At 63.6% G+C, this 13,940-nt stretch carries 17 protein-coding genes; 11 read left to right on the top strand and 6 right to left on the bottom strand.

The window, feature by feature from the left end; translation table 11 throughout:
• Position 1: 1 nt before the first annotated feature.
• Together DIC66_RS15945 and DIC66_RS15940 are read right to left on the bottom strand one after the other, a co-directional pair.
• Positions 2–511: a tripartite tricarboxylate transporter TctB family protein gene (locus tag DIC66_RS15945; protein ID WP_117178967.1), complete on the bottom strand. Its 510-nt coding sequence runs from the start codon at positions 509–511 to the stop codon at positions 2–4.
• A complete protein-coding gene (locus tag DIC66_RS15940) occupies positions 511–1,470 on the bottom strand; it encodes a Bug family tripartite tricarboxylate transporter substrate binding protein (protein ID WP_117178965.1) in 960 nt (319 codons plus the stop codon). The genes DIC66_RS15945 and DIC66_RS15940 overlap by 1 nt, the downstream gene beginning before the upstream one ends.
• A gap of 112 nt (positions 1,471–1,582) precedes the next feature.
• Here DIC66_RS15940 and DIC66_RS15935 point away from each other — a divergent pair, with 112 nt between their 5' ends.
• Both DIC66_RS15935 and DIC66_RS15930 read left to right on the top strand, forming a co-directional pair.
• Positions 1,583–2,260, top strand: coding sequence for a response regulator transcription factor (locus DIC66_RS15935; protein WP_117178963.1), 678 nt, complete (start codon positions 1,583–1,585; stop codon positions 2,258–2,260).
• Positions 2,253–3,698, top strand: coding sequence for a sensor histidine kinase (locus tag DIC66_RS15930; RefSeq protein WP_199534769.1), 1,446 nt, complete (start codon positions 2,253–2,255; stop codon positions 3,696–3,698). The genes DIC66_RS15935 and DIC66_RS15930 overlap by 8 nt, the downstream gene beginning before the upstream one ends.
• Before the next feature lie 54 nt (positions 3,699–3,752).
• Here DIC66_RS15930 and DIC66_RS15925 read toward each other — a convergent pair whose 3' ends face one another.
• On the bottom strand, positions 3,753–3,980 hold the full coding sequence (locus DIC66_RS15925; RefSeq protein ID WP_199534768.1) for a hypothetical protein: 228 nt from the start codon (positions 3,978–3,980) through the stop codon (positions 3,753–3,755).
• Positions 3,981–4,155: 175 nt separating this feature from the next.
• Here DIC66_RS15925 and DIC66_RS15920 point away from each other — a divergent pair, with 175 nt between their 5' ends.
• Complete coding sequence (locus DIC66_RS15920) at positions 4,156–4,992, top strand: M90 family metallopeptidase (RefSeq protein ID WP_199534767.1); 837 nt, start codon at positions 4,156–4,158, stop codon at positions 4,990–4,992.
• On the opposite strand, the gene DIC66_RS15915 is transcribed toward DIC66_RS15920, so the two are convergent.
• The gene (locus DIC66_RS15915) at positions 4,989–5,399 is read right to left on the bottom strand and encodes an acyl-CoA thioesterase (RefSeq protein WP_117178961.1); all 411 of its coding nucleotides are present in this window, start codon (positions 5,397–5,399) and stop codon (positions 4,989–4,991) included. The genes DIC66_RS15920 and DIC66_RS15915 overlap by 4 nt on opposite strands.
• Before the next feature lie 41 nt (positions 5,400–5,440).
• Here DIC66_RS15915 and DIC66_RS15910 point away from each other — a divergent pair, with 41 nt between their 5' ends.
• Positions 5,441–7,333, top strand: coding sequence for an ABCB family ABC transporter ATP-binding protein/permease (locus DIC66_RS15910; protein WP_117178959.1), 1,893 nt, complete (start codon positions 5,441–5,443; stop codon positions 7,331–7,333).
• A 28-nt stretch (positions 7,334–7,361) separates the two neighbouring features.
• On the opposite strand, the gene DIC66_RS15905 is transcribed toward DIC66_RS15910, so the two are convergent.
• Positions 7,362–7,562 carry a hypothetical protein gene (locus DIC66_RS15905; protein WP_117178957.1) on the bottom strand — a complete coding sequence of 67 codons (201 nt, stop codon included), beginning with the start codon at positions 7,560–7,562 and terminating at the stop codon, positions 7,362–7,364.
• A gap of 160 nt (positions 7,563–7,722) precedes the next feature.
• Between DIC66_RS15905 and DIC66_RS23285 the strand changes: the two genes are divergently transcribed.
• The 7 genes from DIC66_RS23285 to DIC66_RS15865 all read left to right on the top strand — a co-directional run bounded on the left by DIC66_RS23285 (position 7,723) and on the right by DIC66_RS15865 (position 13,154).
• Positions 7,723–8,343, top strand: coding sequence for a TfoX/Sxy family DNA transformation protein (locus DIC66_RS23285; RefSeq protein WP_233505957.1), 621 nt, complete (start codon positions 7,723–7,725; stop codon positions 8,341–8,343).
• 6 nt (positions 8,344–8,349) lie between these two features.
• A complete protein-coding gene (locus DIC66_RS15890) occupies positions 8,350–9,315 on the top strand; it encodes a LysR substrate-binding domain-containing protein (protein ID WP_117178955.1) in 966 nt (321 codons plus the stop codon).
• Positions 9,312–10,364, top strand: a complete 1,053-nt coding sequence (pyrC, locus tag DIC66_RS15885; RefSeq protein WP_117178953.1) for a dihydroorotase — start codon at positions 9,312–9,314, stop codon at positions 10,362–10,364. The genes DIC66_RS15890 and pyrC overlap by 4 nt, the downstream gene beginning before the upstream one ends.
• A 62-nt stretch (positions 10,365–10,426) precedes the next feature.
• The gene (locus DIC66_RS15880) at positions 10,427–11,185 is read left to right on the top strand and encodes a DUF3025 domain-containing protein (RefSeq protein ID WP_117179095.1); all 759 of its coding nucleotides are present in this window, start codon (positions 10,427–10,429) and stop codon (positions 11,183–11,185) included.
• Between the two features lie 99 nt (positions 11,186–11,284).
• Positions 11,285–12,157 (top strand): protease HtpX, encoded by an 873-nt coding sequence (gene htpX / locus DIC66_RS15875; RefSeq protein WP_117178951.1) that lies wholly within the window; start codon positions 11,285–11,287, stop codon positions 12,155–12,157.
• Positions 12,158–12,240: 83 nt separating this feature from the next.
• Positions 12,241–12,663: a thiol-disulfide oxidoreductase DCC family protein gene (locus DIC66_RS15870; protein ID WP_117178949.1), complete on the top strand. Its 423-nt coding sequence runs from the start codon at positions 12,241–12,243 to the stop codon at positions 12,661–12,663.
• A 44-nt stretch (positions 12,664–12,707) separates the two neighbouring features.
• Entirely contained in the window at positions 12,708–13,154 is a 447-nt protein-coding gene (locus tag DIC66_RS15865) for a CHRD domain-containing protein (protein ID WP_117179093.1), read from the top strand.
• Here DIC66_RS15865 and DIC66_RS15860 read toward each other — a convergent pair.
• Entirely contained in the window at positions 13,138–13,833 is a 696-nt protein-coding gene (locus DIC66_RS15860) for a cupin domain-containing protein (RefSeq protein ID WP_476705500.1), read from the bottom strand. The genes DIC66_RS15865 and DIC66_RS15860 overlap by 17 nt on opposite strands.
• Between the last annotated feature and the right edge of the window lie 107 nt (positions 13,834–13,940).

Below are 13,940 nucleotides of genomic sequence, written 5' to 3'. Positions count from 1 at the left end.
GTCAGAGCCAACCAGTGGCGGTCAGGCCGGGCAGGTTGATGGCCAGCAGTTTGGTAAACATCCAGTACACCGGCGCGGCTATGGCCGCACCGGTCAGGCTGTCGATGAGCCAGCGGCGCACGCTGTTGTCACGCCCACCTTCGGCGTCGCGCAGACCGCGCACCGCAAAGACGTAGCACAGGGTGCAGCTCAGGATGAAGCCGATGGTGGTGAGCAGCGCGGCATTGAGCAGCATGCCCGCACTCAGCCAGACGAACCCGGGCACATACATGGGCTGATCCGAGTCGGGTGGAACCATGCCGCGAAAGCCGCCGGTGCGCACCTCCCACAGCATGCACAGGCCGCAGATGGCCAGCACGGCGCTCACCAGCCAGGGCAAAAAGTTGGGCCCCACGCCGGCGTAACCCGCGTCCGAGGGGATGCCAACGGCGCCTGCCGCCAGCACCCCGGCCAGCACCAGCACACCACAGGCCAGCCAGGCCTGGCGAATACGGGCAGGGTCGCGTGCCATCACACCATGCCCGAGAGGTGCATGATGCCGCGCAGGCTGGAGAACTGGTCATCCACATAGTCGTCAAAGGCCTTGCCGGTCAGCAGCACGGGGGCCCAGCCGTTTTTCTCCACCGATTCCTTCCAGGACGCGGTCTGTGTGGCCTTGACCACTATGTCGGTTAGCGCCGTGCGTTGTGCGGGCGTGATGCCAGGGCCGCCGTACACGCCGCGCCAGTTGCCCAGCACCACGTCGTAGCCCAGCTCCTTCATGGTGGGGATGTCCAGGCCCGGCAGGCGCTTTTCCGAGGTGACGGCAATCGCGCGCATCTTGCCCGCCTTGATGTACTCGGCAAACTCGCTGTAGCCGCTGCCGCCCACGGTGACGTTGCCACCCAGGATGGCGGCAGTCGCCTCACCGCCGCCGCGGAAGGCGACATAGTTCACCTTCTTGGGATCCACCCCTACCTTGGTGGCCAGCATGGAGGCGCAGATGTGCTCGGTGGAGCCGCGCGAGCCGCCGCCCCACTTGACGCTGGCCGGGTCTTTTTGCATCTGCGCGACCACATCCTTCATGGTCTTGAGCGGAGAGTCGGCAGGCACCACGAACACGTTGTACTCAGCGGTGAGGCGCGCAATCGGTGTGATCTGGCCCATGGACACAGCGGGCTTGCCGGTGATGATGCCGCCCACCATCACCGCGCCGGTGACCAGCAGGGCATTGGGGTCGGCCTTGGCCGAGTTGATGAACTGCGCCAGACCAATCACACCGGCCGCACCGCCCTTGTTTTCATACTGCACGGTGTCCACCAGCTTGGAGGCAATCAGCGCCTTGCCAAATTCACGGCCCATGCCGTCCCAGCCGCCGCCGGGGTTGGCCGGAATCATCATCTTCAGGTTGGTGGCCGCACGGGCGCTCAGGGGCAGGCCGGCAGTGGCGGCCAGAACAGCCACAGACTTCAGAAAGGTATCGCGACGCATAGGGTGCTCCTCAGGTTGTAATGGCCCCTATGATGGGTTGCCAGCCTGTCATTTGGCTGTCCAAAATCCTAGGGGAAACACGGATACCCCGCTTTTTCAATCTTGCCCCTTCATGCAACTGCTGCTGATCGAAGACGACCCCACCATGCGCGCCACGCTGGAGCGCAGCCTGACGCGCGCAGGCATGCGGGTGCAGACCTGTGGCGACGGGGCGCAGGCACTGGCCGTGTGGCAGCGTCTGCAACCCGATGCCGTGCTGCTGGATCTGAACCTGCCCGGCCTGGACGGCCTGGAGGTGCTCAAACGCGCTCGTGCTGCGGGCCTGGCCACACCGGTGGTCATCTTGACTGCGCGTGGCACCGTGGGTGACCGGGTGCTGGGGCTCAACCTGGGTGCCGATGATTACCTGCCCAAGCCCTTTGATCTGGATGAACTGGAGGCCCGCCTGCGCGCCCTGTACCGCCGCCAGAGCGCCGAACGCAGTGGCCGTGATGAAAGCGTGCAATTCGGCCCGCTGCGTTACGACCGCGATGAAGGCCCTGTGTACCTGGACCACCGCATCCTGGAACTGCCCCTGCGCGAGTTGCAGTTGCTGCGCGCCCTGATGTGCAAGCCCGGCCATGCCCTGGCGCGCGAGCGCTTGTTTGAAATCGTCTTTCCCGGTGAAGCGCAGGTGCAACCCGAAGCCATTGAGGTGGTGGTGTACCGGCTGCGCAAGAAACTGGCCGGCACGGGCCTGACCTTGATGACCCTGCGTGGGGTGGGCTATTTGCTCAAGCTCGATGCCTGATTTTTTGCAGCGCTTGTTCAAGGAGCGGTCGCTGCGGCGCGACCTGCTGATCGGCATTCTGCTGCCGATTGTGCTGTTTGTGGTGGTGGACACGGTCAGCGTCTACCACCAGGCTCTGGCCGCGGTCAACGTGGCGTACGACCGCACCCTGCTGGCTTCGGCCAAGTCGATTGGTGAGTTGCTGGAGATCGAGGGCGAGGGCGCGCAGGCCCACATACGGGCGCGCGTGCCTTACGCCGCACTGGAAGCCTTTGAGGCCGACAACCGCAGCCGCATGTCCTACCGCGTGTCCGACGCGCGTGGCCAGTGGCTCGATGGAGACGCCGCCTTGCGCGCCTGGAGCGGCACCTTGCCCCAGCAAGGGCCCTATGCCGCGCTGGTGGATTTTTACGATGACACCGTGCGCAGCGATGCCGTGCGCGTGGCCGTGTTGCTGCAACCGGTAGCCACCGGGCGCGAGCGCGCCATGGCCATGGTGCAGGTGGCCGAAACCCTGGAGCTGCGCCACACGCTGGCGCGGCAGATTCTGCTCGACACACTGCAGCGCCAGGCGCTGCTGATTGGCGTGATCACCGCCGTGGTGTTGTTTGTGGTGCAACGCGTCACCGGCCCGGTGCGCAGGCTCAGCCGCAGCCTGGACGCGCGCAGCGAGGACGACCTCACGCCCATCCAAGCGCCCGAGCTGCCCGGCGAAATCCAGCCGCTCACCGAAGCCGCCAACCGCGTCATGGCCCGGCTGCAGCATCTGCTGGACTACCAGCAACGCTTTGTGCGCGATGCCGCCCACCAACTGCGCACGCCCTTGGCAGTACTCAAGGTGCAGGTGCAGTCAGCCCTGCGCGGAGACCTGGCACCACACGAAGCCCTGCAGGGCATTGAGGCCACCGTCAACCGCGCCACGCAGCTGACCAACCAGATGCTGACTTTTGCCAAGGTGGAGCAGTTGCGCCAGCAGCAAAGCTTTGAGCCACTGGATTGGGCCGAGTCGGTGCGCGCGCTGGTGCTGGAAATGTCGCCCCTGATAGCCGAAAAAAACCTGGACTTCGAACTCGACGCCAAGCCTTGCGTGGTGCTGGCGCACGAATGGATGCTGCGCGAGATGGTGCGCAACTTTCTGCATAACGCGGTGCGCCACAGCCCGCCGGGTGCGAGCCTTCTGCTGCAGCTCTCGCAGTCCGCAGAGGTGGCCACCTTGCTGATACAGGATGCCGGATGCGGCATTTCAGAGGCACTGCGCAGCCGCCTGTTCCAGCCCTTCGCCACGGCGGGCGGCCATGCGGGCACCGGCCTGGGCCTGACCATCGCGCGGGAAATTGCGCTGGCGCTGGGCGGCTCGGTGCAATTGAACAACCGCCTGTCCGAGGGGCAGGTGTGTGGGCTGGATGCGCGCATCAGCCTGCCCCTGGTCGGCACAGCGACACCGCCTGGCACCGCATAAAAAGAAGAGGGCACCCGGTTGCCCGGGTGCCCTCTTCAGACCCATGTGGTCTGCTTACTTGGCAGCATCCACAGCGGGAGCTGCCTTGGCATGCTTCACCTTCTTGACATGCTTGATCTTCTTGGCGGGCTTGGCCATGGCATCCGCAGCGGGTGCTGCAGGAGCAGCGACAACTGCAGGCGTTGCAGCAGCGGCCTTGGGTGCCTCGGGAGCTGCGGCGAAGGACAGGGCGGCAACGCTGGTCAGAACGGTAGCGGCAATCAGGGATTTGATGTTCAACATGTGGTTTCTCTTTTACTAAAACGACAGTCGCTGTAGCTTCGACCGTCTCAAGCGAGCCCCAAGAATATTCAGAGCTTGTAACCATAACGTGCGCCTTTGGGGGGCGTTGACTGTGTTTACTCCCGCTTTACAACCCCTTGTATTTACGCGCTGCGCGCCCAACTGCAGTGTCACCATGAACACCTCGGCACTGGCCTTCTATTCCCTGGTGGCCTGCGCCATGTTCGCCGTGGTCTGGCTGCTGACGCAACCCCTGTGGTTGCACGCTCGCCGCAGCCGAGTGCGTGCCGGCCCCTTTCCTCCGGCCTGGCGCGCCATTCTGCGGGCGCGGGTGCCCTTGGTGGCGCGCTTGCCTGCCGATTTGCAGCTGCGCCTCAAGCAGGACATGCTGGTGTTCTTGGCGGAAAAGCCCTTTCTGGGCTGTGCCGGCCTCGTTGTGACTGACGAGATGCGGGTCACCGTGGCGGCCTTGGCCTGTGTGCCCCTGTTGGGTGCGCGGCGCGGCTACTACCCGCAGCTGCAACGCATCCTGCTGTATCCGGATGCCTTTTGGGCACAGCACAGCCGGGTGGCGGAAGATGGCGTGCATAGCGACGGCCTGCACGCCTTGTCGGGACAGAGCTGGGGTGAAGGCCAGGTGCTGCTGTCCTGGGCTGACGTACTGCAGGGCGCATCCGATCCGACCGATGGCCGCAATGTGGTGATCCATGAGTTTGCCCACCAGCTCGACCAGGCCAAGGGTTTTGCCAATGGCGCGCCGCTGCTCACATCACGCAAGGCATACCACGCCTGGTCGACCGTGATGCAGGCTGAATACGATGCCTTGCGCCTGCGCCTGGACCACGGGCAAGACGGTCTGATCGAGCCCTACGCGGCCACCGATCCGGCAGAATTTTTTGCCGTATGCAGTGAACTCTTTTTTGAGCGGGCCGCCGAACTGGCCGCGCAGCACCCACAGTTGTTTGCGGAGCTACGCAGTTACTACCGCAGCAACCCGCTGAGCTGGTCCTAATCTTTGGGTATCTCGCGCGGCTGTCCATGCTCGTCAATGGCCACATAGGTCAGCAGCGCCTCGGTCACCTTGGCGTACACACCCTGCTTGAAATGGCGTTCGGCATAGACCTCGATCTTCACCGTGATGGAGGTGCGGCCTATGCGATGCACCTTGGAAAAAAAGCTCAGGATGTCGCCCACGCGCACCGGCTGTTTGAAGACAAACTCGTTCACCGCCACCGTGGCCATGCGGCCCTTGGTATAGCGCCCGGGTACCACCGAGCCCGCCAGGTCCACCTGCGCCATGACCCAGCCGCCGAAGATATCGCCATTGGGGTTGCAGTCCCCCGGCATGGGGATGACCTTGAGCACCAACTCCTGGTCGGTGGGCAGCAAGACTGGCTCGGCGCTTGAATTTTGGGACATAGGCACAATCGTAGAACTTTAACGAATCCGAATTGTCCTTCATGCGTTCCTTTGGCCCTACCGCCGCCCCTGCTGCTGCCCCTGTTACCCTGCCAGTCACCAGCGCAAAACCGGACAAGACCCATTCCGATTGGCAAACCCTGAGCCGCCTGTTCCCCTACTTGTGGGCCTACAAATGGAGGGTGATGGCCGCACTCGCCTTCATGGTGGGCGCCAAGATGGCCAATGTGGGCGTGCCGCTGCTGCTGAAGAATCTGGTGGACGCCATGACCCTCAAGCCGGGGGATCCGGCCGCCATCCTGGTGGTGCCAGTGGCATTGCTGCTGGGCTACGGTGCCTTGCGCCTGTCGACCTCGCTGTTCACCGAGCTGCGCGAACTGGTGTTTTCCAAGGCCACCGAGGGCGCGGCGCGCAGCCTCTCGCTGCAGGTGTTCCGCCACCTGCACGCCATGAGCCTGCGCTTTCACCTGGAGCGACAGACCGGCGGCATGACGCGCGACATCGAGCGCGGCACGCGCGGCGTGCACTCGCTTATCAGCTACTCGCTCTACAGCATCATCCCCACGTTGATCGAGGTCACGCTGGTGCTCAGCCTCCTGGCGGTGAAGTTCGATATGTGGTTTGCCTGGATCACCATCGCAGCGTTGGTGTTCTACATTGCCTTCACCATCACCGTGACCGAGTGGCGCACCCAGTACCGCAAGAAGATGAACGAGCTGGACTCCACTGCCAACAGCCGCGCCATCGACTCGCTGCTCAATTACGAGACCGTCAAGTACTTCAACAACGAAGAGTTCGAGGCCACGCGTTACGACGAGAACCTGGAGCGCTTCCGCCGCGCCGCCATCAAGAGCCAGACCACCCTGAGCATGCTCAACACCGGCCAGCAGCTCATCATCGCCGTGGCCCTGGTGGCCATGCTCACGCGCGCCACCCAGGGCGTGGTGGATGGCCGCATGACGCTGGGCGACCTGGTGATGGTCAACGCCTTCATGATCCAGCTCTACATACCGCTGAATTTTCTGGGCGTGATTTACCGCGAGATCAAGCAAAGCCTGACCGACCTGGAAAAGATGTTCACGCTGATGGAGCGCGAGCGCGAAATCGCCGATGTACCCGGTGCCCAGCCCTTGCGCCTGCATGCGGGCGACGCTGCCGTGCGCTTTGAGCATGTGACCTTTTCCTACGACCCCGCAGGCAGTGCGGGGGCTGCGGCGGACAAGCCTGCGCGCACCATCCTGCACGACATCAGTTTTGAGATTCCTGCCGGCAAAACCGTGGCCGTGGTGGGCCCCTCGGGCTCGGGCAAGTCCACGCTGGCGCGCCTGCTGTACCGCTTTTATGACGTGCAGCAGGGCTGCATCCTGATTGGCGGGGAAGACATCAAGCAGGTCACACAGGCCTCGGTGCGTGCGGCTATCGGCATCGTGCCGCAGGACACGGTGCTGTTCAATGACACGGTGGAATACAACATCGCCTATGGTCGCCCGGGCTGCAGCCGCGAGGTGGTGGAGACTGCGGCCAAGGCCGCCCACATCCATGCTTTCATCAGCTCCACCCCCAAGGGCTACGACACCATGGTGGGCGAGCGCGGCCTGAAGCTCTCGGGTGGCGAGAAGCAGCGCGTGGCCATTGCCCGCACTCTGCTGAAGAACCCGCCCATTCTGATCTTTGACGAGGCCACCTCGGCCCTGGACTCGGCCAACGAGCGCGCCATCCAGGCCGAGCTGCAAAGTGTGGCACAGAACAAGACCACGCTGGTGATTGCGCACCGCCTGTCCACGGTGGTGGATGCGCATGAAATTCTGGTGATGGATACGGGCCGCATTATCGAGCGCGGCACCCATGGGGCTTTGATGGCGCAGGGCGGGCGCTATGCCCAGATGTGGGCACTGCAGCAAAGTGCGGAGGTGGTGGACTTGGCTGCAGCCTGATGTCGCAGCGCACCGGCACCGCAAAGGATCAGCGCAGCAAGCTGTGGCGCTGTGAGCGGGGGCGCCTGCGGTCTGGGAAGGGCAGGTTGGTTACGGTGTTGGAGGAAAGCGCGGCTGAACCGGTTTCCGATTGCTCATGGTCACCCACACGACGCCGGAACTTGGCGAAGTAAGCTTTCCAGAACTCCGAGGCGCTCTGTTTGGGCTGGTTGAAGGGTTCTTGTTCCATAAGATGCCTCGACTGTTGCATCAATTGGGACGCCTGTCTTGATCAAAATATGATCAAAACGGATAAATGTGTGTCGGCCTGTAAAGCGCTTGGGCAAAATGCACCTTATTGACGCTGCAAAGAGGCAATCAGCACCCCTATGGCAACTTCCCAAAACACAATGGACTTTTTGCTGGACATCCTGTCCGACGGCAAACAGGTCAGCGCACGCAAGATGTTTGGCGAGTATTGCCTGTACTACGCAGGCCGCCCGGTCGGGCTGGTGTGTGACGAGCAGCTGTACCTCAAGCCCACAGAAGCTGGTAAACGGCTGATGAAGGCACTGACGGTAGGTGCCCCTTTCCCCGGCGCCCGTCCCCATCTCCTTGTCAGTCCGGACGACTGGGATGACCGCAGCTGGCTCAATGCGCTGGTGCGCGCCACCTTTGACGGCCTGCCTCCATCCAAGGTGCCCAAACCACGCGCAACAGCCAAGCCACAAAGGACTGCAGAGCTGGAATCCCTGCCCAATCTGGGCCCCAAGTCGCAGGCAATGCTGGCCTCGGTGCACATCGACTCGGTTGCAAAATTGAGCAAGCTAGGAGCTGTTGCCGCCTACGCCCAAGTCAAGCAATCCCATCGCAATGCCAGCCTGAACCTTCTGTGGGCCTTGGAGGGTGCGCTCACAGGATTGCCGTGGCAGGTGGTTGCGCGTGAATACCGCACCAGCCTGCTCCTGGCGTTGGAACAGCATCAAAACGCAAAGGTGCCAATATCTGGGCACAAACGCAAGAACGGATAATCCTGCATGGAAACCAAATGGCTTGAAGACTTTGTGAGTCTGGCAGAAACCCGCAGTTTCAGCCGCTCCGCGCAACTGCGCCACGTCACCCAACCCGCTTTCTCGCGGCGCATCCAGTCTCTGGAAGCCTGGGCCGGTACCGATCTGGTGGACCGCAGTTCTTACCCCACGCGGCTGACACCGGCGGGTGAGACACTGTACGACCAGTCCCTGGAAATGCTCCAGGCACTGCAAAGCACGCGCGCCATGCTGCGCGGCCACTCGTCGGCGGGGCAGGACTTCATAGAGTTTGCGGTGCCCCATACCTTAGCCTTTACCTTCTTCCCGGCCTGGGTCAGCAGCTTGCGTCAGGACTTTGGCAGCATCAAAAGCCGCCTGATTGCGCTCAATGTGCACGACGCCGTCATGCGCCTGGTGGAAGGCAGTTGCGACCTGTTGATCGCTTACCACCATCAGTCGCAACCCTTCCAGTTTGACAGCGCGCGTTACGAGATGGTGAGCCTGGGCGAGGAAATCGTGGCGCCTTATTCACGCGCGGACGCCAATGGCCAGCCGCAGTTTCAGTTGCCGGGCCGCCTGGACGCGCCCTTGCCCTATTTGGGCTACGCGCCGGGCGCGTATCTGGGCCTGGTGGTGGAGATGATGCTCAAGGAGGCAGGTGTGGCCATGCACCTGGAACGTGTCTACGAGACCGATATGGCTGAGGGCCTCAAGGCCATGGCGCTGGAAGGCCACGGCATTGCCTTCCTGCCGCAAAGCGCCATCCGCAAGGAGCTGCGCGCCAAAAAACTGGTGAGTGCGGCCGCCCCCAACATGCAGCCCCTGGAGGCCAAGCTGGAGATTCGTGCCTACCGCGAACGCCCCACCGGCAAGGAGGGCACCCGTTCCAACGGCAAGACCCACAAGAGCGCGGCGCAAGCACTGTGGGAACACCTCACCCAGGCCAAAACTGCGGGGACAATAGGCGCATGACGATCGCACCGAACACCCCCATCAACACCCTGACCCTCACCCGCCCGGACGACTGGCACCTGCATGTGCGCGATGGCGCCGCTCTGGAGACCGTGGTGCCGCACACCGCCGCCCAGTTTGGCCGCGCCATCATCATGCCCAACCTGAAGCCGCCCGTGACCACCGCGGCGCAGGCCCTGGCCTATGCCGCGCGCATACGCGCAGCCGTCCCCGCTGGCCTGCAGTTCGAGCCGCTGATGACGCTGTACCTCACTGACAAGCTGCCCGCCGACGAAATTCGGCGTGCCAAAGACGCCGGTGTAGTGGCGGCCAAGCTCTATCCCGCCGGTGCCACCACCAACAGCGACGCCGGTGTCACCGACCTGAAGAAGACCTACCAGACCCTGGAAGCCATGCAGCGCGCCGGTATGTTGTTGCTGGTGCACGGCGAAGTGACCTCGCCCGACATTGACCTGTTTGACCGCGAGGCGGTGTTCATTGACCAGCAGCTGATCCCGCTGCGCCGCGACTTCCCCGAGCTCAAAATCGTCTTCGAGCACATCACCACCAAGGAGGCGGCCCAGTACGTGCAGGAGGCCGGCCGCTTTACCGCTGCCACGCTCACGGCCCACCACCTGCTGTACAACCGCAACGCCATTTTTACCGGTGGCATCCGTCCGCACTACTACTGCCTGCCCGTGCTCAAGCGCGAGACGCATCGCCTGGCACTGGTGCAAGCGGCCACCAGCGGCAGCCCCAAGTTTTTCTTGGGTACCGACAGCGCCCCGCACCCGGCCCACCTGAAAGAGCACGCCAGCGGCTGCGCTGGCTGCTATACGGCGCACGCCGCCATGGAGCTCTATGCCCAGGCTTTTGATGCGGCTGGCGCGCTGGACAAGCTCGAAGGCTTCGCCAGCTTTTTTGGCGCTGATTTCTACGGCTTGCCGCGCAACAGCGGCACCATCACCCTGCACCGTGAAAGCTGGACGCCACCAGACAGCTTTGCCTTTGGTGATGCCGCCCTCAAACCCCTGGCCGCTGGCGAGCCCCTGGCGTGGCGCATGGTGTAAGCCCGGTGCCGGGCCGCCCCAAACCGGGCTGCGCCCCCTCGGGGGGCAGCGAGCCACACGCAGTGGGCGAGCGTGGGGGCTGTGAGCTTTCCCAGATCGACTGGGATGCGCCCTGGCTCTCGGTCTGGCGCAGTCCTGGCGAAGCGGTGGCGCAACAGGTTGCAGCAGGGCTGTCGGTGGCCCAGGCGCTGAATGCCACCGGTCTGGCGCCCAAACGCTTTATCCCTCAGGCCGAACTGCCCGCCGGTGTGGCCTACGAGGCGCATATTTTTGCTGCAGGCTGCGTGCCCACGCGCGACGGCCTGCATGACTTTTTCAACGGCCTGGCCTGGCTGCACTTTCCGCAAACCAAGCTGCGCCTCAACGCCCTGCAGGCGGCGCAAATCGCCAGCAGCGGAATTCAGCCGGTGCGCGGTCCGGCCCGGGATGCGCTGACCGTGTTCGATGAAAACGCGGCCCTGCTGCAGGCCCCAGATGCCCTCTGGAACGCGCTGGTGGCCAAGGACTGGCCGGCCGTGTTTGTAACCTTGCGCCCGCTATGGGCTCAGTCGCATTTGATTCTGTTTGGCCACGCCCTGACCGAAAAGCTGGTGGCCCCGCGCAAGCCCATCACCGCCCACGTCTACCGTGTGCACGCGCCCGGCAGGGGGCTGGCCGACATCGATGCCTGGCTGGCGTGCGAGCTCAGCGCCGACGTGTTGGCCGCCAAACCCTTTGCCCATTTGCCCGTATTGGGCGTGCCTGGATGGTGGGCCGCCAACGAGTCCCCGGCGTTTTACGATGACCCCAGCGTCTTTCGCGCCCTGCGGCAAAGTCCATAAATTCACTGGGCGCTTGCAGCGGCATGCTTGAATCTGAAGCTCCTGGCCCTAACATCTGGCTTGACGCGCGAGCAAAGCGCCGTATTTTGAGGAAAAAACATGAAACGCATTATTCTTTTTGTCCTGACCAATGTGATGGTGGTCGCCGTGCTGGGCATTGTGGCCAGCCTGCTGGGCGTGAACCGCTACCTGACCCCCAACGGCCTGGACCTGGGCTCCCTGCTGGGCTTTGCCCTGATCATGGGTTTTGGTGGCGCCACCATTTCGCTGCTGATCAGCAAGCCCATGGCCAAGTGGACCTCGGGCGTGCAGATCATCAACCAGCCGCGCAATGCCGACGAGGCCTGGATTGTGGAGACGGTGCGCAGGCTGTCGGACAAGGCCGGCATCGGCATGCCCGAGGTAGGTATTTTTGAAGGTGCGCCCAACGCCTTTGCCACTGGTGCCTTCAAGAACTCGGCCCTGGTGGCGGTTTCCACCGGCCTGCTGCAGGGCATGACGCGAGAAGAGATCGAAGCCGTCATTGGCCACGAAATTGCCCACGTGGCCAATGGCGACATGGTCACCATGACGCTGATCCAGGGCGTGATGAACACCTTTGTGGTGTTTCTCAGCCGTGTCATCGCCTTTGCCGTGGACAGCTTACTGCGCAAGGGCGACAGCCGCGACTCTGGCCCCGGCATGGCCTACATGCTCACCACCATCGTGCTCGACATCGTGCTCGGTTTTGCCGCTGCCATCGTGGTGGCCTGGTTCTCGCGCCAGCGCGAGTTCCGCGCCGACGCGGGTTCGGCACAGCTGCTGGGCCGCAAGCAACCCATGGTTAACGCCCTGGCGCGCCTGGGAGGCATGACGCCGGGCGAGTTGCCCAAGAGCATTGCCGCCTTCGGTATTGCGGGTGGCATTGGCAAGCTGTTCAGCTCGCACCCGCCAATAGAAGAGCGCATTGCTGCACTGCAAAGCGCAAGCTGATGCTGCTGGGTGGGATCGGTCGGCGCCCACCCCCAATGCCCTGACGCAAGCAACGCAGTCGGTGATGCGCTAAAACGGGTGCCATGAATCAGAACACCACCAACGCGCAGGACGCCAGTTGCAACACGCTCACCGTCATGTTTGACGGGGCCTGCCCCTTGTGCCGGCGGGAGGTCGGCCTGTACCAATCGCTGGCGCCGCTCCAGGCGGTTGAGTGGCTGGACGTGAGCCAGCAAACCGCTGGCTTGGGTGCTGCCGAGCAGGCCCGTTATATGGCCCGGTTTCACGTGCGCCTGCAGGACGGCCGGTTGCTCAGTGGCGCCGCGGCCTTTGTTGCGCTGTGGCTGGTGATGCCGGGATGGCGCTGGTTGTGGCGGCTCGGCCGTCTGCCCGGAGTGACCCCGGCCCTGGAACTGGCCTACCGTGGTTTCCTGCACCTCAGGCCCCGGCTGCAGCGGTGGGCGCGGATGGCAGAGCCTTCTTCGGGCAGCCCGACTCCGCGCTGATGCCCACCAATTTCCTGATTTTTTCAACCCCCAAGGAACCGACCATGATGAAGACCCGAACTTTCCTGTCGCTGAGCTTGATCACCGCCGCGCTGGGCCTGAGCGCCTGTGGCTCGATGATGGCCTCCAACACCACGGCCCTGCGTGCCAAGCTGTCCGGTGCGAATGAGGTCCCGGCCAATGCCAGCGCGGGCTCAGGCGCGCTGGAGGCCAGCCTGGACAAGCAAAGCAATATGCTGACCTGGACGGTGAGCTATTCGGGAACGACAGGTCCTGTGAAGGCGGGCCACTTCCACGGCCCGGCCGCCGCTGGAGCGAATGCCGGAGTGGCGCTGGGCTTTACCGGCAGCGTGGAGAGCCCGATCAAGGGATCGGCCACCCTGAGCGCGGCCCAGGTGGCCGACGTGCTGGCGGGCAAGTGGTATGTCAACCTGCATACCGCTGCCAATCCGGGCGGCGAGTTGCGCGGCCAGGTTATGCCGGCCCAGTAGCATCCGCCAGCAGGTGCCCTGTTTTGACCAGGATGAGACAACCTTCGACGCTGAAGGGCTTGTGCTGGCTGAGATGGGGGCTGCGAATCCAGCTGCCCTGGGGGTAGCTTCCATACTCGTCGGAGAAGACGCCTTCGACCACAAAGATCTCCTCGCCGCCGTAATGCCGGTGCGGATTGAAATAGGTTCCGGGCGCCCATCGCACCAGGGCGGTGTGCGTGGTTCCGAACTCAGAGAGTGGCATTACCGTGAGCCCCTCCACCATGCCACGCAGCCAGGGCGCTTGCCGGGTGTGAGCCACCACCCGTTCGCTGTCATCGGGTGAGAGGTGGCTTAGTTTCACAAACAAGGTGCACCCGCCCTCGGAAAAAGGTGCGTGGCTGGAACCGGGGGGATTCTTCAGGTAGCTGCCTGTCCCGTAGTGCCCGTACTCGTCACTCAAGGTCCCACCCAACACCAGAATTTCTTCCCCAAGCCCGTGCGTGTGCAGATCAAACTTCGCGCCTGCGCCGTAGCGCACGATGGACGTGGCGCGAGCTACCTCGCCACCATCGCGCTCCAACAGCCTGCGCTGCACCAGCGGTGACGGGGAAGGCTGCCACGGCAAGGCGTTGCTGTCGACCACACAGCGCTGCGACACATCGGCATTCAACAGGATGTGTTCGGTAACGGTATTCACGTCAATGGCACCGGGTTCCCATCCGTGCCGGATGGGGCCGGTTCCTCGGCAGGGCTGGCCCCCGCGGAACTTGTGGGGCGGCACATTTTCTCCCCATCCCACACCTG

The sequence above is a fragment of the Rhodoferax lacus genome (assembly GCF_003415675.1).
Classification (GTDB): Bacteria; Pseudomonadota; Gammaproteobacteria; order Burkholderiales; family Burkholderiaceae_C; genus Allorhodoferax; species Allorhodoferax lacus.
This window is presented reverse-complemented; position numbering and strand designations above follow the sequence as displayed.